At 73.8% G+C, this 21,990-nt stretch carries 20 protein-coding genes; 10 read left to right on the forward strand and 10 right to left on the reverse strand.

The annotated features are described in order from the left end of the window. Positions 1–122: 122 nt before the first annotated feature. The 3 genes from C7M71_RS22275 (at position 123) to recX (ending at position 3,363) form a co-directional block, all read left to right on the forward strand. Positions 123–1,256 carry an AI-2E family transporter gene (locus tag C7M71_RS22275; RefSeq protein WP_111493942.1) on the forward strand — a complete coding sequence of 378 codons (1,134 nt, stop codon included), beginning with the start codon at positions 123–125 and terminating at the stop codon, positions 1,254–1,256. 204 nt (positions 1,257–1,460) lie between these two features. After that, a complete protein-coding gene (recA, locus tag C7M71_RS22280; protein ID WP_111493944.1) occupies positions 1,461–2,600 on the forward strand; it encodes a recombinase RecA in 1,140 nt (379 codons plus the stop codon). 7 nt (positions 2,601–2,607) lie between these two features. Continuing rightward, a complete protein-coding gene (gene recX, locus C7M71_RS22285) occupies positions 2,608–3,363 on the forward strand; it encodes a recombination regulator RecX (RefSeq protein WP_229758851.1) in 756 nt (251 codons plus the stop codon). Between the two features lie 311 nt (positions 3,364–3,674). Here recX and C7M71_RS22290 read toward each other — a convergent pair whose 3' ends face one another. From C7M71_RS22290 to C7M71_RS22320, 7 genes are all read right to left on the reverse strand, one after another. Beyond that, the gene (locus C7M71_RS22290) at positions 3,675–4,079 is read right to left on the reverse strand and encodes a rhodanese-like domain-containing protein (protein WP_111493946.1); all 405 of its coding nucleotides are present in this window, start codon (positions 4,077–4,079) and stop codon (positions 3,675–3,677) included. Then, positions 4,067–4,657 carry a cupin domain-containing protein gene (locus C7M71_RS22295; protein WP_407675934.1) on the reverse strand — a complete coding sequence of 197 codons (591 nt, stop codon included), beginning with the start codon at positions 4,655–4,657 and terminating at the stop codon, positions 4,067–4,069. The genes C7M71_RS22290 and C7M71_RS22295 overlap by 13 nt, the downstream gene beginning before the upstream one ends. 556 nt (positions 4,658–5,213) lie before the next feature. Then, on the reverse strand, positions 5,214–6,860 hold the full coding sequence (locus tag C7M71_RS22300; protein WP_114914497.1) for an FAD-dependent monooxygenase: 1,647 nt from the start codon (positions 6,858–6,860) through the stop codon (positions 5,214–5,216). A 232-nt stretch (positions 6,861–7,092) separates the two neighbouring features. Continuing rightward, positions 7,093–8,070 carry an amino acid ABC transporter permease gene (locus tag C7M71_RS22305; RefSeq protein ID WP_114914498.1) on the reverse strand — a complete coding sequence of 326 codons (978 nt, stop codon included), beginning with the start codon at positions 8,068–8,070 and terminating at the stop codon, positions 7,093–7,095. After that, on the reverse strand, positions 8,067–8,717 hold the full coding sequence (locus C7M71_RS22310) for an amino acid ABC transporter permease (protein ID WP_111494936.1): 651 nt from the start codon (positions 8,715–8,717) through the stop codon (positions 8,067–8,069). Before C7M71_RS22310 ends, C7M71_RS22305 begins: the two co-directional genes overlap by 4 nt. A gap of 79 nt (positions 8,718–8,796) precedes the next feature. After that, on the reverse strand, positions 8,797–9,684 hold the full coding sequence (locus C7M71_RS22315; protein WP_111494938.1) for a glutamate ABC transporter substrate-binding protein: 888 nt from the start codon (positions 9,682–9,684) through the stop codon (positions 8,797–8,799). Positions 9,685–9,768: 84 nt separating this feature from the next. Further along, the gene (locus C7M71_RS22320) at positions 9,769–10,545 is read right to left on the reverse strand and encodes an amino acid ABC transporter ATP-binding protein (protein WP_111494940.1); all 777 of its coding nucleotides are present in this window, start codon (positions 10,543–10,545) and stop codon (positions 9,769–9,771) included. Between the two features lie 478 nt (positions 10,546–11,023). Between C7M71_RS22320 and C7M71_RS22325 the strand changes: the two genes are divergently transcribed. Both C7M71_RS22325 and C7M71_RS22330 read left to right on the forward strand, forming a co-directional pair. Then, positions 11,024–11,881 carry a response regulator transcription factor gene (locus C7M71_RS22325; RefSeq protein ID WP_114914499.1) on the forward strand — a complete coding sequence of 286 codons (858 nt, stop codon included), beginning with the start codon at positions 11,024–11,026 and terminating at the stop codon, positions 11,879–11,881. Positions 11,882–11,887: 6 nt separating this feature from the next. Continuing rightward, on the forward strand, positions 11,888–13,282 hold the full coding sequence (locus C7M71_RS22330) for a sensor histidine kinase (RefSeq protein ID WP_111494161.1): 1,395 nt from the start codon (positions 11,888–11,890) through the stop codon (positions 13,280–13,282). Positions 13,283–13,289: 7 nt separating this feature from the next. On the opposite strand, the gene C7M71_RS22335 is transcribed toward C7M71_RS22330, so the two are convergent. Next, positions 13,290–15,224: a bifunctional serine/threonine-protein kinase/glutamate ABC transporter substrate-binding protein gene (locus tag C7M71_RS22335; protein WP_111494163.1), complete on the reverse strand. Its 1,935-nt coding sequence runs from the start codon at positions 15,222–15,224 to the stop codon at positions 13,290–13,292. 199 nt (positions 15,225–15,423) lie between these two features. After that, complete coding sequence (locus C7M71_RS22340) at positions 15,424–16,455, reverse strand: TAXI family TRAP transporter solute-binding subunit (RefSeq protein ID WP_111494165.1); 1,032 nt, start codon at positions 16,453–16,455, stop codon at positions 15,424–15,426. 76 nt (positions 16,456–16,531) lie between these two features. On the opposite strand from C7M71_RS22340, the gene miaB reads away from it, so the two are divergent. Next, positions 16,532–18,016, forward strand: a complete 1,485-nt coding sequence (gene miaB, locus C7M71_RS22345; RefSeq protein WP_114914500.1) for a tRNA (N6-isopentenyl adenosine(37)-C2)-methylthiotransferase MiaB — start codon at positions 16,532–16,534, stop codon at positions 18,014–18,016. Positions 18,017–18,134: 118 nt separating this feature from the next. Then, positions 18,135–18,848: a class III extradiol ring-cleavage dioxygenase family protein gene (locus tag C7M71_RS22350; RefSeq protein WP_114914501.1), complete on the forward strand. Its 714-nt coding sequence runs from the start codon at positions 18,135–18,137 to the stop codon at positions 18,846–18,848. An 81-nt stretch (positions 18,849–18,929) separates the two neighbouring features. On the opposite strand, the gene C7M71_RS22360 is transcribed toward C7M71_RS22350, so the two are convergent. Then, the gene (locus C7M71_RS22360; RefSeq protein WP_229758853.1) at positions 18,930–19,238 is read right to left on the reverse strand and encodes an antitoxin; all 309 of its coding nucleotides are present in this window, start codon (positions 19,236–19,238) and stop codon (positions 18,930–18,932) included. Between the two features lie 83 nt (positions 19,239–19,321). Here C7M71_RS22360 and miaA point away from each other — a divergent pair, with 83 nt between their 5' ends. The 3 genes from miaA (at position 19,322) to dapF (ending at position 21,950) form a co-directional block, all read left to right on the forward strand. Further along, the gene (miaA, locus tag C7M71_RS22365; protein ID WP_111494781.1) at positions 19,322–20,269 is read left to right on the forward strand and encodes a tRNA (adenosine(37)-N6)-dimethylallyltransferase MiaA; all 948 of its coding nucleotides are present in this window, start codon (positions 19,322–19,324) and stop codon (positions 20,267–20,269) included. Positions 20,270–20,479: 210 nt separating this feature from the next. Further along, a complete protein-coding gene (locus C7M71_RS22370; protein ID WP_111494783.1) occupies positions 20,480–20,995 on the forward strand; it encodes a DUF1129 domain-containing protein in 516 nt (171 codons plus the stop codon). A gap of 46 nt (positions 20,996–21,041) precedes the next feature. Next, entirely contained in the window at positions 21,042–21,950 is a 909-nt protein-coding gene (dapF, locus tag C7M71_RS22375) for a diaminopimelate epimerase (protein WP_229758854.1), read from the forward strand. Positions 21,951–21,990: the final 40 nt, after the last annotated feature.

A 21,990-nucleotide genomic window follows, 5' to 3' on the forward strand; every position in this document is an offset into this window, starting at 1 on the left:
CTGGGCCGGTGGCTCGCAGTGAAATACCCCAGCAGACCCCGACCCCGGACCCCGCCGTTCCCCCCGTTCCCCCCGCTCCCGCCGCTCCCGCGCCGGAGCGGCCCTCGCGGTGGGGCGACACCATGCCGCGCTGGCTGCCCAGGGCGCTGCTGCTGCTCTTTCTCTTCGCCGGGCTCTTCCAGTTCGCGACCTGGGCCTTCCACCAGCTGATCGGCCTCTTCACGATGGTGCTGGTCTCCTTCTTCCTGTCGCTGGCGATGGAGCCCGCGGTGGACCGGATGGCCGCCCGTGGGGTGCGGCGCGGGGTAGGCACCTTCATCGTCTTCCTGGCCGTGCTGGTCTGCATGGGCGGGTTCCTGACCGCGCTGGGCACGCTGCTGGTCGACCAGGTCGGCCAGGTGGCGCGGCAGCTGCCGCATCTGCTGAACGACCTGATCGGCTGGGTCAACAGCACCTTCCACAGCGACCTGACCCTGGACCAGTTGCAGAAGCGGGTGCTCCAGGACTCCGGCAATGCGGAGAAGTACGCGCAGCAGGCCGCCGACAACATCTGGGGGCTGTCCAGCACCCTGCTCGGCGGGCTCTTCCAGCTCTTCACCATCGCGCTGTTCACCTTCTACCTCACGGCGGACGGGCCCCGGGTGCGGCGTACGGTCTGCTCGCTGCTGCCGCCGGCCAAGCAGGCCGAGGTGCTGCGGGCCTGGGAGATCGCGCTGGCCAAGACCGGCGGTTACCTCTACTCCCGGGCGCTGCTCGCGGTCTTCTCGGCGGCCGGCCACTGGGTGGCCTTCACCCTGATCGGCATCCCCTACGCGGCGGCGCTGGCGATCTGGGTGGGGGTGGTCTCCCAGTTCGTACCGACCATCGGCACCTATCTCGCGGGGGCGCTGCCGATGCTGGTGGCGCTCACCGTGGAGCCGGTGGACGCGCTCTGGGTGCTGGCCTTCGTGGTCGTCTACCAGCAGGTGGAGAACTACCTGCTCCAGCCGAGGATCACGGCGCGGACCGTCGAGGTGCACCCGGCGGTGGCGTTCGGTTCGGTGATCGCGGGGGCCGCGCTGCTGGGCGCGGTGGGCGCGGTGATCGCCATCCCGGCGGCGGCGACCCTCCAGGGGTTCGTCTCCACCTATGTGAAGCGCTACGAGGTGGCGCAGGACCCCCGGATCGACCGGGGGGAGGCCCGGCGGCTGCGGCTCCGGCTGCGGCGGCTGGTCTCCCGGGGTGCCAGGGGCGCCCGGGACGGCGAGGACGGCTGACTTTCCGGGGCCGCGTTTCCGGGCCGCGTTTCCGAGGCGCGCGCCTGGCGGGGTGCCGTCTTCCCGCTTAATCGAACTTGTGTTCTGTATGCTGGTTCACGGCGGGTTATCCACAGGCTGGGCCCTCCCGGGGCCGATTGTCAGTGGTACGCGCTAGCGTCGATGACGATGAAGCGCACAGCACAAACCAGCAGGGTGGAATCCATGGCAGGTACCGATCGCGAGCGGGCCCTAGAGACCGCGCTCGCACAGATCGAGCGACAGTTCGGCAAGGGATCGGTGATGCGCCTCGGTGACGAGGCACGCGCACCGATCGAGGTCATCCCGACCGGCTCCATCGCCCTGGACGTCGCCCTCGGCGTCGGGGGCCTTCCACGCGGCCGCGTGGTGGAGGTCTACGGACCGGAGTCCTCCGGCAAGACGACCATCGCCCTCCATGCGGTGGCCAACGCACAGAAGGCCGGCGGCATCGTGGCGTTCGTGGACGCCGAGCACGCCCTCGACCCCGACTACGCGAAGAAGCTGGGCGTCGACACCGACGCCCTCCTGGTCTCCCAGCCGGACACCGGCGAGCAGGCCCTGGAGATCACGGACATGCTCATCCGGTCCGGGGCGATCGACCTCATCGTCATCGACTCGGTGGCGGCCCTGGTGCCGCGCGCCGAGATCGAGGGCGAGATGGGCGACTCCCACGTGGGCCTCCAGGCCCGGCTGATGAGCCAGGCGCTGCGGAAGATCACCGGTGCGCTCAACCAGTCCAAGACCACCGCGATCTTCATCAACCAGCTCCGCGAGAAGGTCGGCGTGATGTTCGGCTCCCCGGAGACCACCACCGGTGGCCGGGCGCTGAAGTTCTATGCCTCGGTCCGGCTCGACATCCGCCGTATCGAGACCCTCAAGGACGGCACCGAGGCGGTCGGCAACCGCACCCGCGTCAAGGTCGTCAAGAACAAGGTGGCCTCGCCGTTCAAGCAGGCCGAGTTCGACATCCTCTACGGCGTGGGCATCAGCCGCGAGGGCGGCCTGATCGACATGGGGGTGGAGCACGGCTTCATCCGCAAGTCGGGCGCCTGGTACACCTACGAGGGCGACCAGCTCGGCCAGGGCAAGGAGAACGCGCGGAACTTCCTGCGCGACAACCCCGACCTCGCCGACGAGATCGAGAAGAAGATCAAGGAGAAGCTGGGCGTCGGCCCGCGCGTCGACGCCCCCGCCGATGCTGCGGACCCGGCCGCTGCCGGTGCGGCGCCGGCCGCTTCGGCCGCCGCTGCGGACGGGGCCAAGCCGATCACGGCCACCACCGCAGCCAAGACGACCGCCGCCAAGAAGACCGCCAAGGCCTGAGCCGCCGATGCGGAGCAACGCAGAGTCGCCCGTCCCCGGCGGACCGCCGGAGACGGGCGACTGGGGTCCACTGGACTGGTGCGCCAGCGGCGCCGTGGGGTCCTCGTACCAGCAGCATCCGGGCGCCGGGGTGCCCCCTGCCCCTGCCCCTGCCCCGGAACCGCAGCCCGAGCCGGAGCCCGAGCCGTCACGGCCACGCCGGTCCGGCAGATGGGCCCGTGCCGACCGGCCGGGGCCGCAGCCGGAAGCAGAACCCCAGGACCCCGCAGCCCAGGCACGGGCGATCTGCCTCCGGCTGCTCACCGGCTCGCCGCGCACCCGCAAGCAGCTCGCCGACGCCCTGCGCAAGCGGTCCATCCCCGACGAGACCGCGGAGGAGGTGCTCTCCCGCTTCGAGGACGTGGGCCTGATCGACGACGCGGCCTTCGCCGACGCCTGGGTGGACTCCCGCCACACCGGCCGTGGCCTGGCCCGCCGCGCCCTCGCCCGGGAGCTGCGCTCCCGAGGGGTCTCCGGCGCGGTCGTCGACGAAGCCGTCGCCCGTCTCGACCCGGAGCAGGAGGCCGACACCGCCCGCACCCTGGTCGACCGCAAGCTCCGCTCCACCCGAGGTCTCGACCGCCAGGTACGCATCCGCCGCCTCGCCGGAATGCTCGCCCGCCGGGGCTACCCGGAGGGCCTGGCACTGCGCGTCGTCCGAGAAGCCCTCGCCGCCGAAGGCGCCCCCACCGAAGACCTGGACCACTGGCTCCCCGACACCTGACCGGGCGCTGCTTTCAGACTCCGGCCCGCCCGGTTTCAGCGACCAGGTCGCAAAGTACCCAAAGACCGAGGCACAGCGTGGAGTGCTCCTGCGGGAGGTACCGCGCGGTTGAGGTCGGCGACCGTGTGACCGTGCGCGAGGATCCGGGCGGCCGGGTGGAGCCCGGCTCGCCGCGCAGGTGCGCCCGGGCGGCGGGGATACCGCACCGGACGGTCCCCACGAGCGCGCCCGGCCTTGTGACTGCTCGGCCGGTTCAGCACGGTTCGGGGTCTGACGGCCGCAGTGGGCGTCCGGTTGCCCCGCCCAACGGCTTACGTCGGCGGGGTGACCGGGAGTCCGGCGGCGGACCATGCCTGGAAGCCGCCCTCCAGGTCGGTTGCCCGGTGCAGGCCGAGTTCCTGGAGGGAGACGGCGGCCAGTGAGGAGGCGTAGCCCTCGTTGCAGAGCACGATGATCCGCAGGTCGTGGTGGACGGCCTCCGGCAGTCGGTGGTCGCACTGCGGGTCGAGCCGCCATTCCAGCTCATTGCGTTCGACCACCAGGGCACCGGGGATGGTGCCGTCGCGGTCGCGCAGCGCGGCATAGCGGGTGTCGACCAGCAGCGCGCCCTGCCGGACGGCTTCGGCCGCCTGAGGTGGCGTCAGCCGGTCGAGGCGGGCGCGGGCCTCTGCCAGGGCCTGGTCGATGCTGCGTGGTGCGGCGGTCACGGCGCCCACTCCTCGGGTCCCTCGACAAGCTCCAGCCGGAGCACCCGGCCATGGCGGCTGTAGCGGCGCAGCAGGGGCAGCGGCGGATGGTAGACGTGCACCGACACCGCGTGCTCCTCCTGGGAGGCGTTGACCACCTGGTGGACGTGGCGGGGTCCGAAGGCCCGGCCCCGGCCCGCCGGCAGGTCGCGCTCGCGGTCGACTCCGTCCACCAGTTCCAGGGTGCGCCAGCCCTCGGTGGGCAGTTCCACGGCGATGGACTGCTCGGCCAGCCGTCCGGTCGCGGTGACGAAGGCGCCCCGGGAACCGCCGTGGTCGTGCCAGCCGGTCTCGGCGCCGGGTGGCCAGCCGATGATCCATGCCTCGCTGCCGCCCGGACCCTCCAGGGCGATCCAGGTCCGCTCCGCCGGGTCGAGCGGCAGCAGCGCCAGGGTGTCGGGGTCGGCGGCGGTGCGGTGGGCGAAGTCCAGCAGTTCGCTGAGGCCGGGGCCGTCGGGGGCCGGGTGGCCGGGGCGCGGCGGTGCGTCGGGGGTGGCCGGCGGCACGGGGGCCTCCGGGGTGGACGCGGGCGCGTCGGTGCGGGGCAAGGGGACCGTCCTGGGTGCGGCGGCGCCCGGTGGTGGGCGGCTGCGGCTGCGGGGATGCCCGGGGCCGGTCGGCTGTACCGGCGGGGCGGCGGCGCGGGGCGCGGTGGCGCGGACCGGATGCGTCGGGCGGCCGTACGGGGCCGGAGGGGTCCGCTAGCGGGGTGCTTCAGACGGCGCAGCGACAACACAGGCAGCCGACGTACCGGACCGTGTCCAGGTGCGTGCGGCGGAAGAGCCTGAGGCCGAGGTGTCCCACGGGCGGAGTGAATCATGCGGGCTGCGGCTGGTCAAGCAGGCCGCCTCCGGGCACCGGGCCACCCGCCGCCGGGGCGAGGAGCAGGGCCGGAAAGCCGCTGGTGGGAGGGGTGTGGGGGGTGTGGGGGCGCGTACTGCTGTGGGGGCGCAGGGCCGGCGGCGGGCGCGGTCTGGGCGGGTGGTGTCCGGTGGGAGGCGCGCGGGTGGGGGTGTTGAGGCACGTACTGCTGGGGTGCGCAGGGGCGGCGAGGGCCGGGCTGGGACGCCGCTGGTGGTGGGTGGCGTGCGGATGGGGCGGGGTTCAGGCGGTGGGTTCGGCGGTGGGGAGGGCGGCCGGGCCGCCTCGGGCGCGGTCGGCGAGGGCGTGCAGCTCCTCCGGTCGGCAGCCCTGCATGGTGCCGACCAGGTGCCCGTCCGGCCGGACCAGCAGCACGGTGTGGGCGGTCGCCCCGGCGTACACCTCGGCCACCACCACCTCGGCCGGTACCGGCAGCGCGGCGGCGGTCTCGGCGAGCCGGGGCATCAGCCCGGCGCCGAGCCAGTGCTCGCTGGCCCACACCCCGGTGCCCGGGGCCACCAGGACCAGCAGGAAGCCGCGCCCCAGCCGTTCGTGCAGCCGGTGGTGCGAGCCGTCGGCGGCGATCACCGGTACGTCGGGGACGAGGACCCCGGGGGCGGTGGAGTCCATGCCCTGGGAGAGCGCGGTGCCGCGCCGCTCGCCCCGGGGTCCGGACGGCCCGCCCGGGTAGGCCGGCGGGCTGCCGAACCGTCCGGTGCCCAGCGCACCGTCGGCCAGCAGCGGGGCGTGCTTGCGGAAGGAGCCCGACAGCAGGTTGCGGCGGGCCTGCTCCCACCCCTTGACCGGCCGCAGCAGCGGCATGGCCTGGTCGACGGCGCGCAGCCGGGCGCCGACCGCGCCGCGCCGCTCGGCCTGGTAGGAGTCCAGCAGGGCGTCGTCGGCGTGGCGGTGCCAGACCAGGGCGAGCTTCCAGGCGAGGTTGGCGGCGTCGCGCAGCCCGTCGTCGAGGTTCTGCATGCCGAGCGCGCCGTGCAGGTGGGCGGCGTCCCCGGCGAGGAAGCAGCGTCCGGCGCGGAACCGTCCGGCCAGCCGCTGCTGGACGGTGTGGTCGGCGGCGGCCAGCAGGTCGTAGCGGGGGACCTCGCCGCACCAGCCGGCCAGGGTGGCCCGTACCCGGGAGACCAGGGTGTCGCCGGTGACGATGCCGGGCCAGGTGGCGTGCGGATCGACGGGTGCGGCGGGCGTGGGCCGCCCGGGCGGCAGCCGCCAGTCCAGCCGCCAGAGGCCGTCCGGCAGCGGGCGGGCGAGGGCTTCGCGGTCGCCGCGCCACGGGGGGTCGCGGTGCAGCCGGGCCTCGCCGGGGAAGGGCAGGTCGACCCGGAGGGTGGCGACCGCGTAGCGGTCCACGGCGGTGCGGCCGGGGAAGCGGATCCGCAGCAGCTTGCGGACGGTGGACCGGGCGCCGTCGCAGCCCACCAGGTGGCTGCCGCGCCACCAGGTGGAGTGGCCGTTCTCGGTCTGCCGGGTGCGTACGCTCACCCCGTCGCCGTCCTGCTCCAGCTCCTCGACCCGCTGCCGGGCTACCAGCTCGATCAGCGGTTCGGCGCCGGCGGCGTCCCGCAGCCCGCGTTGCAGCCGGTGCTGGGGGAGGTGCAGCACGGGGGTGGCGGACAGGTCGAGGTGGAGCACCTCCTGGCGGCGGCGGAGTATGCGCCAGCTGTCCCAGGTGGCGCCGTCGGCGGTGGCCCGGGTGTAGCCGAGGCGGATCAGCTGGGCGGCGGTGTCGGGGCGCAGCACGGTGGTGCGGGGCGATTCGGGGGAGAGGCCGGGCCCGTCGTCCAGGACGATGCTGGGCACCTCGTGGCGGGCGAGGTCGAGCGCCAGGGCGAGGCCGACCGGGCCTGCCCCGACGATGATCACCGGGTCCACGGTGCGGCTCCGGGGAGTGCGGGGCGGGGGCGCGGAAGGCCCAGCCGACGGCGTGCCGGTCCGGTCGGTCGGGCGCTTCGCCTGCGTGCCCCGCATCGTGTCACGAAGAGCAATGCAACAGATCACCGGGGGGCGCGTCAAGCAGCGCCGGGTGTACGCCGGATCGCGTTGCACCGCCCCCGGAGCGGCGGGCGCTCCGGGGGCGGTTGACCAGGTGTCGGCTGGGCCGCCGTCACTCCTTGGTGGCGGGCGGTTCCGGCCGGGCGTCGCGCGGTACGGCGCCCAGGTCGTGCTCCGGCGCAGCCGGCGCGGGGACGGCGGCGGCGAGCGCGGCGCCCGCCGGGCCCAGCGGGTCGGCGCCCGCTGCGCCGGGGGTGCCGGCGGCCGGGGTCGGCGGGGTGCCCTTGCGGCTGCGCCGCCCGCGCGCCTCGATCCACTTGGCGAGTCCGGAGAGGGCCAGGCAGAGCCCGATGTAGACCGGCGCGATCACCATGACCACGGGCACATAAGGGTAGCCCTCGGGGGTGCTGGTGGTGCCGGCGATCAGCTTGCCGACGTACAGCAGCTCCTCATAGGTGATGATGTAGCCGAGCGAGGTGTCCTTGAGGGTCACCACCAGCTGGCTGAGCACCGAGGGCAGCATCGCGCGGAACGCCTGCGGGACCAGGACGGTGCCCATCACCTGCGTCTTGCGCATGCCGAGCGCATACGCGGCCTCGCTCTGGCCGCGCGGTACGGCGTTGATCCCGGCGCGGAAGATCTCCGCCTGCACCGAGCCGTTGTAGAGGGTCAGGCCGATCACCAGCGCCCACATCGGGGCGTCGCTGAAGAGTCCCTGGTAGAGCGCGAAGATCATGATGACCAGCGGCATCGCCCGGAAGAACTCGACGAACGCGGTGCTGAACCAGCGCACCGGCCGGTGGTCGGAGAGCCGTCCGGCCGCCAGCAGGGTGCCGAGTGCCAGCGACAGCACGGCGGCGAAGGCGAACGCCAGCAGGGTGTCCTGCAGGCCGTGCAGCAGCCGTTCCTGGGTGCGGGTGTACTGGAACGGCTCCCACATGGCGGCGGAGAACTGCCCATGGCCGGCCAGCCGGTCGATGACCAGCCAGATCAGGGCGGCGATGCCGATGGTGGCGGCCACGCCGATGACGCGGTTGCGGAGCCGGGCGCGGGGGCCGGGGGCGTCGTACAGGACGCTGACGCTGCTCATCGGGCCACCGCCAGCCGGTTCTCCAGCAGGCGGAAGAGCCCGCTGATGGCAAAGCTGACGACCAGATAGCCGAGGGCCACCCAGAAGAAGATCGCGGTGATGTCGTAGCCCCGCTCGTTCCAGGTCCGCATCACGTCATAGAGGCCGGCGACATTGAACGCCCCGGCGATGGCCGAGTTCTTGGCCAGCGCGATCAGCACCGAGCCGATCGGTGCGATGACGGTGCGTCCGGCCTGCGGCAGCACCACCAGGCGCAGCGTCTGGCCGAAGGTCATGCCCAGGCTGCGGGCGGCCTCCGCCTGCCCGAGCGGCACCGTGTTGATGCCGGAGCGCACCGCCTCGCAGACAAAGCTGGCGGTGTAGCAGCCGAGGGCCAGCACGGCGAAGGTGAAGTAGTCCAGCGAGATGCCGATCTTCGGCAGTCCGAAGACGACCGCGAAGAAGAGCAGCACCAGCGGGGTGTTGCGGAGCACATTCACCCACACGGTGCCGAAGACGCGCAGCGGCGGCACGGGCGACACCCGGAAGGCGGCCAGCAGCACCCCCAGCAGCACGGCCAGCAGGCCGCTGAGCACGGTCAGCTCGACCGTGCCCAGAAAGCCGTCACGGAAGAGCGCGAAGTTGTCGTCGCGGAACAGGAAGTTCACGGCGGCCGTCCCCCTCCCAGGTGGAGATCGGGCATGGCCGGGGCGGCGGCGTCCGCACGCCGCCGCCCCGGAGGGTCGGTCAGTAGCGGGCGAGCTGCGGCGGGGTGGCGTCGGCGCCGGACTTGCCCAGCGTGGCGTCGTACGCCTTCTTCCAGTCGCCGTTCTTCTCGTGCGCCTCAAGGGCGTTGTTGATCGCGTCGCGCAGCGCCTTGTCGTCCTTGTTGAGGCCGACGCCGTACGGCTCCTCGGAGAACGGCTTGCCGACGACCTTGAGCTTGCCCTCGTACTTGGCGCCGTAGCCCTTGAGGATGGCGTCGTCGGTGGTCACCGCGTCGACCGACTTGTCGAGCAGCTTGTCGACGCACTGCGAGTAGGTGTCGAAGGCGACGATCTCGGCGCCGTACGTCTTGATCCGGTCGATGGAGGTGGAGCCGCTCGCCGAGCAGACCTTCTTGCCCTTGGTGGACTCCGGGCCGGTGATGTCGCTGTTGTCCTGGCCCACCAGCAGGTCCTGGCCGGCCACGTAGTACGGGCCCGCGAAGGAGATGCTCTTCTTGCGCTCGTCGTTGATGGTGTAGGTGCCGACGTAGTAGTCGACCTCGCCGCCGGAGATCGCGGTCTCGCGGTTGGTGGAGGGGATCGTCTTGAACTCGATCTTGTCCGGGGAGAAGCCCAGGTCGGCGGCGACCATCTTGGCGATCTCGATGTCGAAGCCGGAGCGGGTGCCGCTGGTGACGTCCTCGAAGCCCAGGTTGGGCTGGTCGGCCTTGGCACCGACGATCAGCTTGCCGCGCTTCTTGGCGGCGTCGAAGGTGGCCGAGCCGGAGATCGAGACATCCTTCTTCACCTCGTACGAGGTGCTGGAGCCGGCGCTGTCGTCGTTCGGCGAACCGTCCTTGCCGCAGGCGGCGACGGCGGTCAGGGCGAGCACGGCCAGTACGGCTGCGGCGGTGCGACGAGTCCTCATACGGGTTCTCTCCTTGGCGGGGTTGCACCCGGTCCGGACCAGGCGGAGTCGGGCGTCGGTCTGCTCGGCGGCGGCGCCGGGGTCTCAGTGGTGCAGGATCTTCGACAGGAAGTCCTTGGCCCGGTCGCTGCGGGGCGCGGTGAAGAACGCCTCGGGCGTGTTCTGCTCGACGATGCGGCCGTCCGCCATGAAGATCACCCGGTTGGCGGCGGAGCGGGCGAAGCCCATCTCATGGGTGACCACGACCATGGTCATGCCGTCGGCGGCGAGCTGCCGCATCACCTCCAGGACCTCGTTGATCATCTCGGGGTCCAGGGCGGAGGTCGGCTCGTCGAAGAGCATCACCTTGGGGTCCATGGCCAGCGCCCGGGCGATGGCCACGCGCTGCTGCTGGCCGCCGGAGAGCTGCGCCGGGTACTTGTCGGCCTGGGCGGCCACCCCGACCCGGTCGAGCAGCGCCCGGGCCTTGGCCTCGGCCTGGTCGCGCGCCACCCGGCGCACCTTGACCTGGCCCAGCACCACGTTCTCCAGCACCGTCTTGTGCGCGAAGAGGTTGAACGACTGGAACACCATGCCGACCTCGGCGCGCAGCCGGGCCAGCTCCCTGCCCTCGGCGGGCAGCGGGCGGCCGTCCACGGTGATGGTGCCGGAGTCGACGGTCTCCAGCCGGTTGATCGTCCGGCAGAGGGTCGACTTGCCGGAGCCCGAAGGGCCGATCACCACGACCACCTCGCCGGCGGCGATGGAGAGGTCCACGTCCTGGAGCACATGCAGCGCACCGAAGTGCTTGTTGACGCCCTTCAGCACCACCAGGCCGTCGGTCCCGGCGGTGGTCTCGGTGGCGGTGGCGGCCTCGGTCATCGCACGCTGCTCCCTCATACCGGCCTGCCGGCTGCTCGTCCGGGCGGTTGCTCTCTCGGGCGGTTGCTCTCTCGGGCGGGTGCCCGTCCGGGGCGCGGACCGGTGGGGTCCGCAGCCTCGGTGGGGCGACCATAGGAGCGCCGGAGACACACCGTCAGCAGATCTGAGCGGAACTTGAGGGTCACGATCGGGACACAGCCGCGCCCCGCGCAGGTGGCGCCGGGCGTATCCGGTGCGAAGGGCCATGTTCCAGGTCAATAACGGTACGCAGAGGTTCACCTGATCGGGGTTGACCTGGGCGGGCGGCGTGGGCATGGATGCAGAGGACCGCGCAGGGCTGCCGAAGCGAGACGGGCAGGACGACCACGCACATCGGCCACAGGCCACGCACATCGGCCACAGGCCACGCACATCGGCGGCCACAGGCCACGCACACCGCGCAGAGACGACGCACATCGGGCAGAAGGGGGAGACCGGGATGCGCCTGCTCCTCGTCGAGGACGACGACCATGTGGCGACCGCCCTGGTGGCGGTGCTCAGCCGGCACGGCTTCCGGGTCCGCCATGCGCGCAGCGGCAGCGAGGCGCTGGACGCGCTGGTCCCGGACGGCGCCGAGCCCTACCGGGTGGTGCTGCTCGACCTCGGCCTGCCGGACCGGGACGGCTTCGAGGTGTGCAGCCGGATCCGGGACCGCAGCGGCGTACCGGTGATCATGGTGACCGCGCGGGCCGACACCCGTTCCCGCATCCACGGCCTCAACCTGGGCGCCGACGACTACGTCACCAAGCCGTACGACATGGGCGAGCTGCTGGCCCGTATCCATGCCGTCGCCCGCCGGGGCGCCGCCCCGACGGCGGACCGCGCCGGCGAGCCCGCCCCCGCCGGCTGGGTCGCCGAGGGCGGCCCGCTGGCCGCGCGCGGGGTCGCCCTCGACCGGGAGGGGCGCCGGGTGACCGTGGAGGGCCGCGAAGTGCCGCTCACCCGCAAGGAGTTCGACCTGCTGGCGCTGCTCGCCCAGCACCCGGGCGTGGTCTACCGGCGGGAGCAGATCTTCAGCGAGGTCTGGCGCAGCGGCTGGGAGGGCAACGGCCGCACCCTGGAGGTCCATATCGCCTCGCTGCGGGCCAAGCTGGCGCTGCCCGCCCTGGTGGAGACGGTCCGAGGCGTCGGCTACCGGCTGGTCACCGAGACCCCTGCCGAGACCCCCGCCGAGACCCCTGTCGGGCCTCCCGCCGGGCCTCCGGCCGTGTCCCCAGTCGTGCCTCCCCATGAGCCCGCCACACAGCCCCCCGCGCAGCCCGCCACGCAGCCCCCGGCGGCCGGAAGCGACCGCTGACCCGCGATGCGCACCCGCCTCCTCGGCATCCTGCTCTCCCTGATGGCCTGCGTGCTGGCCGCGCTCGGCGTACCGCTGGCCGCCGCCGAGGCCGCCGCCGAGCAGCAGCATGTGATCATCGACCGGATCGACGACGCCGCCCGCTTCGCCGGCCTCGCCCAGTACGCCCCGGCCGACGGCGACGACGTCACCCAGCTGCGCGCGCTCCGCGCCGAGGTGGTCCGCTACCACCAGGTGTACGGCATCCGGGCCGGGGTCTTCTCCCGCAGCGGCGGCACCCTCGCGGTCTCGCCCGGCGGCTGGTGGAGCCCAGCGGCCGGGCCGCACGAGGAGGCGTTCCAGGAGGCGCTGGACGGCCGCCGCAGCCACAACCCGCCGCAGGTGTGGCCATGGACCACCGACCGCACCCTGGCGGTGGCCTCCCCGGTGGTCCGGGACGGCGATGTGGTCGCCGTGGTGCTCACCGAGTCGCCCACCGGGGCGCTGCGCGCCCGCATCCTGCACCGCTGGCTGCTGCTGGGCGCCGGCGAGGCCGCCGCCATGATCGTCGCGGTGGTGGCCGCCGTCCGGCTCACCGGCTGGGTGCTGCGGCCGGTACGGGTGCTCGACAAGGCCACCCATGAGATCGCCACCGGGCGGATGAACGCCCGGGTGGCCGCCGCCGGCGGGCCGCCGGAGCTGCGCCGGCTGGCCGGGTCCTTCAATGAGATGGCCGACCATGTGGAGCTCTCCATGGAGCGCCAGCGGGCCTTTGTCGCGGACGCCTCGCACCAGCTGCGCAACCCGCTGGCCGCGCTGATGCTGCGGGTCGAGCTGCTGGGCCTGGAGCTGCCCGAGGGCCATGAGGAGGAGCTGTCCGGGGTGCGCGAGGAGGGGCGGCGGCTGGCCCGGGTGCTGGACGACCTGCTGGGGCTGGCCACCGCCGAGCACGCCCGTCCGGAGGCCCAGCACACCGACCTGGTCCGGCTGGCCCTGGAGCGGGTGCACGCCTGGCGGCCGGTCGCCGAGCAGCGCGGGGTGGCGCTGGGCTGGGAGGGGCCGCCGATGGCGCTGGGCTGGACCGACCCGGTGGGGTTCGGCAGCGCGCTGGACGCGGTGGTCGACAACGCCCTGAAGTTCACCCCCGAGGGGGAGGCGGTGCGGGTGGCGGTGGCGCTGCGCGCGGACGAGGTCGCGGTCACCGTGGCGGACGGCGGACCCGGCCTCACCGACGAGGAGCTGGAGCGGATCGGCGACCGCTTCTGGCGCTCCCCCCGCCACCAGAACGTGGACGGCTCCGGCCTCGGGCTCTCCATCGCCCGCACCCTGCTCTCCGCCACCGGCGGCGGGCTGGAGTTCGGCGCGGGGGAGTCGGCCGGGCTGCGGGTCACCCTCACCGCGCCGCGCCACATCGAGGTCTGACAATCCGTCAGCCGAGGTGCTGCCAGTCCGTGTTGGAGCAGGTGCCGGGGCTGGGACGGAGCAGGCCCAGCGGTTGCAGCCACCGCTGCCAGGAGCGGTACCACGCCCCGCTGTCCACATAGCGGTCTATCGATGCGCAGACCTGCCTCCGCAGCGCCTCCTCGCCCAGCGCCATCCCCACCCCGTACGCCTCCGACTGGAAGGGGATGCCCAGCAGCCGCAGCCGGTCCTGGTGCTGCTTCTGGTAGCCGGCCAGGATGATGTCGTCGGTGGAGACCGCGTCGACCCGGTGCTCCAGCAGATCGGTGACGCACTCGCCGTAGCTGGAACGGAAGGTGAGCTTCACCCCGTGGAACTTGGCCGGCAGATGCTCGGCCGGTGTCGACCCCCGGGCGGTGCACACCTTGCGCCCGATCAGGTCCTCCGGGCCGACCACGTCCTTCTCGTCGGTGCGCAGCAGGAAGTCCTGCCCGGCCAGGTAGTAGGGGCCCGCGAAGGTCACCCGCCGGGACCGCTCCGGGGTCATGCTGTAGCTCGCCACCACCAGGTCCACCGTGCGGTTCTGGAGCACCAGCTCCCGGCTGAACGTCTGCACGGTGGTGAACTGCACCTCGTCCGGCGCGAACCCCAGGTCCTTGGCGATATACGAGGCCAGATCCACGTCGAAGCCCTGGTAGCGGTGGGCCTGCGGGTCGGTGAGCACGCTCAGCCCCGGTTGGTCGGCCTTCACCCCGACCATCAGCGCGCCGCGTTGGTGGGCCTGCTCCAGCGTCTGCGAGACCCCCGGCCCGGTCGGCTCCGACCACCGCCGGTAGCCCAACCAGCTCCCCGCGGCGACCAGGACCAGGCTGAGCGCCAGCGCGGGCAGCCGCAGCCGGCGGTCCCGCCACCACGGCCGCCCCGGGCCCACCGGCGAGGGCGGCGAGGGCGGTTCCGCGCCGCCGCCGTCGTCGTCCCGGGTGGCACCGGTGGTGGACTCGGTCAGCGGCCAGGTCCGCAGATCCAGCCGGGAGGGCGTCACCGGGGTCTCCTGCACCACATGGCGCAGCAGTTCCTCGGCGCGGCCGGCCTCCATCCGGCGGGCCGGGTCCTTGGTCAGCAGCCCGGCCAGCACCGGCCCCAGCGGACCGGCGTGCCCCGGCGGGTCCGGTTCCTCCTCGCGCACCGCCAGCAGCACCTCGTACGGCGCCGGGCCCCGGAACGGCGGCCGTCCCTCCACCATCTCGTACAGGGTCACCCCCAGCGACCAGAGGTCACTGGCCGGGCTCGGCGGCCGTCGCCGGGCCGGGTCGCACAGCTCGGGCGCCAGATAGCTCGGCGTGCCGACCGTCTCGTGCAGCCGGGTCACCTGCGCGGCGCCCTCGAAGGTGGCGATGCCGAAGTCCATCAGCACCGCCCGGCCGTCCCGGCGGAAGAGCACATTGTGCGGCTTGACGTCCCGGTGCAGCACCCCGGCGGCGTGCACCGCGCGCAGCCCGCGCAGCACCTCCAGGCAGATCCGGGCGGCGTCCTGCACCGGCAGCCGGCCGTGGGTGCGCAGCAGGTCCGCCAGCGAGCGCGGATTGACCTCCTCCATCACGATCCACACCTGGCCGTCGGCCTCGGTGACGTCGTACACCGTCACCACATGCTCATGGCCGATCCGGGCGATGGCCTGCGCCTCGCGGCGGGCCCGCTCCACCCACTGGGCCTGCGTCTCCGGGTCCACCGCGCCCCGGAAGAGCAGCTCCTTGACCGCCACCCGGCGGTGCAGCCGGGTGTCCCGGGCCTCCCAGACGACACCCATCCCGCCGCGCCCCAGCCGGGTCCGCAGCTCATAGCGGTTGTCGATCAGCCGCCCCGGCGCGGGCTCCTCGCCCGGACCCGGGACGCCGGCCTGCGCCCGCCCCGGGGGCACGCCCCGCGCACGCGCCTCGCCGTCAGGTCCACCCCCGCTGTGCATGCCCGCCCCCTGGCTCGTATGCCCCTGGCTCGTATGCCCCTGGCTTGTCTCCCGGTCAGGGATCAGGTTAGGGATCAGGTTAGGGCGCCCGGCCGGGCGGGACCATCACCCCTCCGCACCGGCCGCCTCCGCAGTCGGGAGGAATCCGCTGAATCCGCCGCATCAGGTGGCACCGGTGCATCGCGGCCCGGCCCGCAGGTCAGGGTTTCACCGAGGCGTAGTAGCGGCGGGCGCCCTCGTGCAGCGGCAGCGGATCGGTGTAGATCGCGGTCCGCAGGTCCACCAGCTGGGCGGCGTGCACCTGCGCCCCGATCGCGTCCCGGCTGTCGATCACGGCCCGGGTCATGCCCTGCACCAGCCCGGTGTCGGTGTCGTCCCGGGTGACCATCAGATTGGCGACCGCCACCGTGGCCACCGGGGTGTCCTCGGGCAGCGCCTCCGGATAGGAGTCGGCGGGCATCACCGCGGCCCGGTACGCGTCCGCGCCGTCGCCGCCGCCCCGGTGCAGCGACTCGGCCAGCTGCCCCAGCGGCACCAGCCGGATCCGCAGCTCCCGGGAGAGCTCGTCCACGGCCGCCGTCGGCAGGCCGCCGGACCAGAAGAGCGCGTCGATCCGGCCGTCGCGCAGCGCGTCCACCGCCTCGCCGATGCCCAGCGGCGCCGGGTCGATGTCCTGCACCGGGTCAAGACCGGCCGCCGCCAGCAGCCGCCGGGTCACCAGGTTCACCCCGGACAGCGGCTGGCCCACGCTGACCCGCAGCCCCTTGAGGTCCTTGACCTGGTGGACCCGGGAGTCGGCCGGTACCACCAGCTGCATGTAGTCGTCGTAGAGCCGCCCGATGGCCCGCAGCCGCTCCTTGCCGGGCCCGGAGTAGGTGGCGACCGCGTCGGCGGTGGCGATGGCGAAGGAGTCCCGGCCGGACGCCACCCGCTGGAGGTTGTCCGGCGACCCCTCGGACGGGTCCAGCCGCAGCTCCACCCCGGGCATCGCGGTGCGCACATACGCCTGGAGCATCTGCCCGTACCGCTCGTACACCCCGCGCGGCACCCCGGTGGCGAAGCCCACCCTGCCCTTGGGGTACGGCATCGCGACGGGCGCCGACAGCCACCAGCCCAGCAGCATCGCGGCCACCAGCACCAGCGCCGTCCCGGCCCGCCAGAGCCGGGAGGAGGCACGGGCGCGCACCGCCGCCGCGAGGCGGGGGAGCGGGCGTGCGGAGGAGTCGGCCATGGCGGGATCCTGCCATCCGGAGGCTGGGAAGGGGAGGGGCGCCCGGCGCGCGGGGGCGCGTACCCTGGGCGCTGAGATGAGCGCGCGAACCTACCAAGTGGTCACCTACGGGTGTCAGATGAATGTCCACGACTCCGAGCGGCTGTCCGGGCTGCTGGAGGACGCCGGCTATGTCAAGGCCGACCAGGACGGCAGCCCGGATGTCGTCGTCTTCAACACCTGCGCGGTGCGGGAGAACGCCGACAACCGGCTCTACGGCAACCTGGGACGGCTCGCCCCGGTCAAGGCCCGGCAGGCGGGGATGCAGATCGCCGTCGGCGGCTGCCTGGCCCAGAAGGACCGGGACACCATCGTCCGCAAGGCCCCCTGGGTCGATGTGGTCTTCGGCACCCACAACATCGGGCACCTTCCGGCGCTGCTGGAGCGGGCCCGGGTGGAGTCCGAGGCCCAGGTGGAGATCCTGGAGTCGCTGGAGACCTTCCCGTCCACGCTGCCGACCCGCCGCGAGTCCGCGTACGCCGCCTGGGTCGCCATCTCGGTGGGCTGCAACAACACCTGCACCTTCTGCATCGTCCCGGCGCTGCGCGGCAAGGAGAAGGACCGGCGGCCCGGCGACATCCTCGCCGAGGTGGAGGCGCTGGTCGCCGAGGGCGTCATCGAGGTCACCCTGCTCGGCCAGAACGTCAACGCCTACGGCTCCGACATCGGCGACCGCGAGGCGTTCTCCAAGCTGCTGCGCGCCAGCGGGCGGATCGACGGCCTGGAGCGGGTCCGCTTCACCTCGCCGCACCCGCGCGACTTCACCGACGACGTGATCGCCGCCATGGCGGAGACGCCTACCGTGATGCACCAGCTGCACATGCCGCTGCAGTCCGGTTCGGACACCGTGCTCAGGGCGATGCGCCGCTCCTACCGGCAGGACCGCTACCTCGGCATCATCGAGAAGGTCCGCGCCGCGATGCCGGACGCCGCGATCTCCACCGACATCATCGTGGGCTTCCCCGGCGAGACCGAGGAGGACTTCGAGCAGACCCTGCACGTGGTCCGCGAGGCCCGCTTCGCCCAGGCGTTCACCTTCCAGTACTCCAAGCGGCCCGGCACCCCGGCGGCCGAGATGGACGGCCAGATCCCCAAGGAGGTCGTCCAAGCCCGCTATGAGCGGCTGGTCGCCCTCCAGGAGGAGATCTCCTGGGAGGAGAACAAGAAGCAGGTCGGCCGCACCCTGGAGGTGCTGGTCGCCGAGGGCGAGGGCCGCAAGGACGACCGCACCGACCGGCTCTCCGGCCGCGCTCCCGACAACCGGCTGGTCCACTTCACCCGGCCCACCGAGCCCGTCCGGCCCGGCGACATGGTCTCCGTGGAGATCAGCTACGCGGCGCCGCACCACCTGCTCGCCGAGGGGCCCGCGCTCGCGGTGCGCCGCACCCGGGCCGGTGACGCCTGGGAGAAGCGGCAGGCCGCACCCGCCGCCAAGCCCGCCGGGGTGATGCTGGGCCTGCCCGGCATCGGCGCCCCGGCACCGCTGCCCGCCGCCCCCGCCGGCGGCTGCGGCTGCGACTGACCCCGACCCGCGCCCGTCCGCCCCGGGCCCGTCCGCCCCGGGCCCGGCAGGCCCACCGCCTGCCGGGCCCGAGGTGTTGACCGACCCGGTCCGCACCTGCCCCGATAGGGTGATCGGCATGCTCGTCGCCGCCGCCGTGTGCCCCTGCCCGCCGCTGCTCCTCCCCGAGGCCGCCGCCGGTGCGGCCCCCGAGCTGGACGCGCTGCGCGCGGCCTGCGACCAGGCCGTGCAGGCCCTGCGCGCCGCCCGGCCGGACCTGCTGATCGTGGTGGGCGCCGCCGAGCCGGGCGGGCATGGCCGTGACTTCGCGGCGGGCGCCCGCGCGGACTTCCGCGCCTTCGGCGTGGACGTCGCCGTACGGCTGGGCCCGGACGGCGACCGCGCTGAGGGGCCGGAGCTGCCGCCGTCCGCCGCCGTGGGCGCCTGGCTGCTGGAGCGCGCCGACTGGTCCGGCCCGTGCGCCGCGCACTGCCCCGCCGCCGACGCCCCGGCGGCGGACTGCCTGGCCACCGGCCGGGAGCTGGCCGCCCGGGCGCCCCGCACCGCGCTGCTGGTGATGGGGGACGGCAGCGCCTGCCGCTCGCTGAAGGCGCCCGGGTACCTGGACGACCGCGCCGAGGGCTTCGACGCCTCGGTGGCCGCCGCCCTCGGCGCAGCCGACACCGCCGCGCTGGCCGGGCTTGACGTCCGGCAGGCCGCCGAACTCCAGGCGCGGGGCCGCGCTCCCTGGCAGGTGCTGGCGGGCGCCGCCGAGGGGGCGTACCTCGACGGGCGGCTGCTCCGTGAGGAGGCGCCGTACGGGGTCGGCTACTTCGTCGCCGTCTGGAGCTGAGCCGCCCCGGCTGATCCGCCCGGCCCGCCCGGCCCGCCCGGCCCGCCCGGCCCGCCCGGCCCGGCCGCCCGGCCGCCCGGCTCAGGCCGGGGGTGTGGCGCTCGGCCCGCCGTCGGCCTCCGGACCCGTTGCCGTGCCGCCGCCCGGTGTGCCCGGCGTGGTGCCCGGTGTGGTGCCCGGCGTGGTCGGGGTGCCGCCCGGCCCATGCTGCTTGGACGCCAGGTCGTCCACGGCGTGCTTGGCCTTCTCGGCGCTGTGCTCGATCTTGTCGCTGTACTTGCCCTTGGTGGCCTTGTCGATCGCCTCGCCGACCTTGTCCACCCCGTGGTCGATCCGGTCGCCGTGCTTCCCGGCGAGTTCGGTGGCCTTCTCCTTCAGCCTCTCCACCATGCCCATGGTCTCCTCCTCCGTGATGTCCTCAGGAGACTCCCCTGCCCGGGCAGGCGCCTCTTACAACCTGCCAGACTGGGGGTGTGACCAGCCAGGACCCCTCCCGCCCCGCCCCGCCCCGTGTCGTCGCCGTGGTCGGCGCGACCGCCGCCGGCAAGTCAGACCTGGCGGTGGCCCTCGCCCGCGAGCTGGGCGGGGAGGTGGTCAACACCGACTCCATGCAGCTCTACCGGGGCATGGACATCGGCACCGCCAAGCTCACCCCCGAGGAGCGCGGCGGCATCCCGCACCATCTGCTGGACGTCTGGGACGTCACCGAGGCCGCCAGCGTGGCCGAATACCAGCGGCTGGCCCGGGCCGTCATCGACCGGCTGCTCGCCCAGGGCCGTACCCCGGTGCTGGTCGGCGGTTCCGGGCTGTATGTCCGCGCCGCCGTCGACGTGATGGAGTTCCCCGGCACCGACGCGGCCGTGCGGGCCAGGCTGGAGGGCGAGCTGGAGCAGCACGGCTCCGGCGCGCTGCACGCCCGGCTGGCCGCCCTGGACCCGGCCGCCGCCGAAGCGATCCTGCCCGGCAACGGCCGCCGGATCGTCCGGGCCCTGGAGGTGGTGGAGATCACCGGCCGCCCCTTCACCGCCCACCTCCCCGGCCACACCTCGGTGTACGACACCGTCCAACTCGGCGTGGCGGTGCCCCGGCCGGAGCTGGACGCCAGGATCGCGCTGCGGGTGGACCGGATGTGGCAGGCGGGCCTGCTGGACGAGGTCCGCGCGCTGGAGAAGGCGGGGCTGCGGGAGGGCCGCACCGCTTCCCGGGCGCTCGGCTACCAGCAGGTACTGGCCCACTTCGCGGGGGAGTGCGGGGAGGACGAGGCACGGGCCGAGACGGTCCGGGCCACCCGGCGCTTCGCCCGCCGCCAGGAGTCCTGGTTCCGCCGTGACCCACGGATCCACTGGCTGCCGGGAGAGGCCGGTTTCGACCCCTCCGACCTGCTGGAACGTGCCCTGGAGCGGGTCCGCGCCGGGGGGTGAGCGCACCGTTCCGGCCAAGGGACGGTGCATACGCCTCGCGCACGTGCAGGTGCAGAGGGACACCGCGGTCACGACCCGATCACGTCATGGCCACGGATCACCCGAGGACCCCGGGTGACGCGTGGTGACCTCAGGTGGGCATGCCATCATCGAGCACGTCAGGCTGACAAACTCTTGTCGCACCATGCGTCGAATGTCCGGGGAGGCCTCGTGTCGACGGGTACCGGCCCCGAAGCCCCTGCCGAGCTCGGCGGTGCCCCCCGGCCCCCGCTCGGTCCCCAGGACGCCTATGAGGGCGGCGCTTTCGGCGGCGACGCCTTCGGTGGCACCTTCGATGGCAACGCCTTCGGCGGTGACACCTTCGAGGGGGACGGCCCGGAGGGCGTGGTCCACGAGCGCGAGATCCGCCCCCGCCGCAGACTGCGCTGGTGGCAGACGCTGCCGATCGCGGTCATCGGCATCTTCGGCTCGCTGATGTTCGCCTTCCCGCTGGCCTTCGAGTCCGGTGACGGCGGCGCCGTCGTCGGCATGCTCGGCCTGCTGCTCACCTCGGCCTCCGTCGGCTGGGGCGCCATGGCCGCCCGCCGGGTCGGCTACGCCTGGCCCGGCCTGCCGCGCCGGGGTTCGGGGGAGCGTGCGAGCTGGCGCGCGGTGGCCGCGTACACCCTGATCGGACTGGTCGCCATCGGCCTCGCCGTGTGGCGGGTGGCCCTCCTCAAGAGCTGACGGGCCGACTGCCTCCCGCTGCCCGGAGCCCCGTACGCTGGGATCCGTGAGCGACGACATCGCGGGCAGCGTCCACGGTCTGCCCTTCCTCAAGGGCCATGGCACCGAGAACGACTTTGTGATCGTGCCGGACCCGGACGGCCTGCTGGACATCGGCCCCGGAGCGGTCGCCCGGCTCTGCGACCGCCGCGCGGGCATCGGCGGCGACGGCCTGCTGCATGTGGTCCGCTCCGCCGCCCACCCCGAGTCCGCCGCCCTGGCTGGCGAGGCCGAGTGGTTCATGGACTACCGCAACGCCGACGGCTCCATCGCCGAGATGTGCGGCAATGGCGTCCGGGTCTTCGCCCGCTACCTGGTGCACGCCGGGTACGCCGAGCCCGGTGACCTGCCGGTCGCCACCCGCGCCGGGGTCCGCCGGGTGCACATCGCCAAGGACGGCCCGGACGGGCGGCCCGGCGGGATCACCGTGGACATGGGGCGCGCGGTGCTGCCCGGCCCCGACGGGATCGAGGTCGCGGTGGGCCCCCGCCGCTGGCCGGCCCGGAACGTCAACATGGGCAACCCGCACGCCGTGGCCTTTGTCGCCGACCTCGACCACGCCGGAGACCTGCTGTCCGCGCCGTCGGTAGCCCCGGCCGGGGTCTACCCCGACGGGGTGAATGTGGAGTTCGTGGTGGACCGGGGGCCCGCGCATGTGGCCATGCGGGTCCATGAGCGCGGCTCGGGCGAGACCCGCTCCTGCGGCACCGGCGCCTGCGCGGTCGCCGTCGCCGCTGCCCGCCGGGACGGCGCCGACCCCGCCGTCACGGGCCGCCCCGCCGAGTACACCGTGGACCTGCCCGGCGGACGGCTGCTGATCACCGAGCACCCCGACGGCCGGGTGGAGATGACCGGTCCGGCGGTGATCGTGGCCGAGGGCGTCATCGACCCGGGCTGGCTGACGGCAGCGGGCTGACGCGGGGTCCGGTCCGAGGCGGTGGTGCGCCCTCCCCAGG

The organism is Peterkaempfera bronchialis (assembly GCF_003258605.2).
In the GTDB taxonomy this organism is placed as follows: domain Bacteria; phylum Actinomycetota; class Actinomycetes; order Streptomycetales; family Streptomycetaceae; genus Peterkaempfera; species Peterkaempfera bronchialis.

Bases quoted from the DNA above. Each gene is read 5' to 3' on its own strand.
- C7M71_RS22340 (WP_111494165.1), bottom strand. From the start codon at position 16,455: ATGGCCGACTCCTCCGCACGCCCGCTCCCCCGCCTCGCGGCGGCGGTG.
- C7M71_RS22305 (WP_114914498.1), bottom strand. From the start codon at position 8,070: ATGAGCAGCGTCAGCGTCCTGTACGACGCCCCCGGCCCCCGCGCCCGG.
- C7M71_RS22350 (WP_114914501.1), top strand. From the start codon at position 18,135: ATGCTCGTCGCCGCCGCCGTGTGCCCCTGCCCGCCGCTGCTCCTCCCC.
- C7M71_RS22320 (WP_111494940.1), bottom strand. From the start codon at position 10,545: ATGACCGAGGCCGCCACCGCCACCGAGACCACCGCCGGGACCGACGGC.
- recA (WP_111493944.1), top strand. From the start codon at position 1,461: ATGGCAGGTACCGATCGCGAGCGGGCCCTAGAGACCGCGCTCGCACAG.
- C7M71_RS22330 (WP_111494161.1), top strand. From the start codon at position 11,888: ATGCGCACCCGCCTCCTCGGCATCCTGCTCTCCCTGATGGCCTGCGTG.
- miaB (WP_114914500.1), top strand. From the start codon at position 16,532: ATGAGCGCGCGAACCTACCAAGTGGTCACCTACGGGTGTCAGATGAAT.
- C7M71_RS22325 (WP_114914499.1), top strand. From the start codon at position 11,024: ATGCGCCTGCTCCTCGTCGAGGACGACGACCATGTGGCGACCGCCCTG.
- recX (WP_229758851.1), top strand. From the start codon at position 2,608: ATGCGGAGCAACGCAGAGTCGCCCGTCCCCGGCGGACCGCCGGAGACG.
- C7M71_RS22275 (WP_111493942.1), top strand. From the start codon at position 123: ATGCCGCGCTGGCTGCCCAGGGCGCTGCTGCTGCTCTTTCTCTTCGCC.
- C7M71_RS22315 (WP_111494938.1), bottom strand. From the start codon at position 9,684: ATGAGGACTCGTCGCACCGCCGCAGCCGTACTGGCCGTGCTCGCCCTG.
- C7M71_RS22335 (WP_111494163.1), bottom strand. From the start codon at position 15,224: ATGCACAGCGGGGGTGGACCTGACGGCGAGGCGCGTGCGCGGGGCGTG.
- C7M71_RS22360 (WP_229758853.1), bottom strand. From the start codon at position 19,238: ATGGTGGAGAGGCTGAAGGAGAAGGCCACCGAACTCGCCGGGAAGCAC.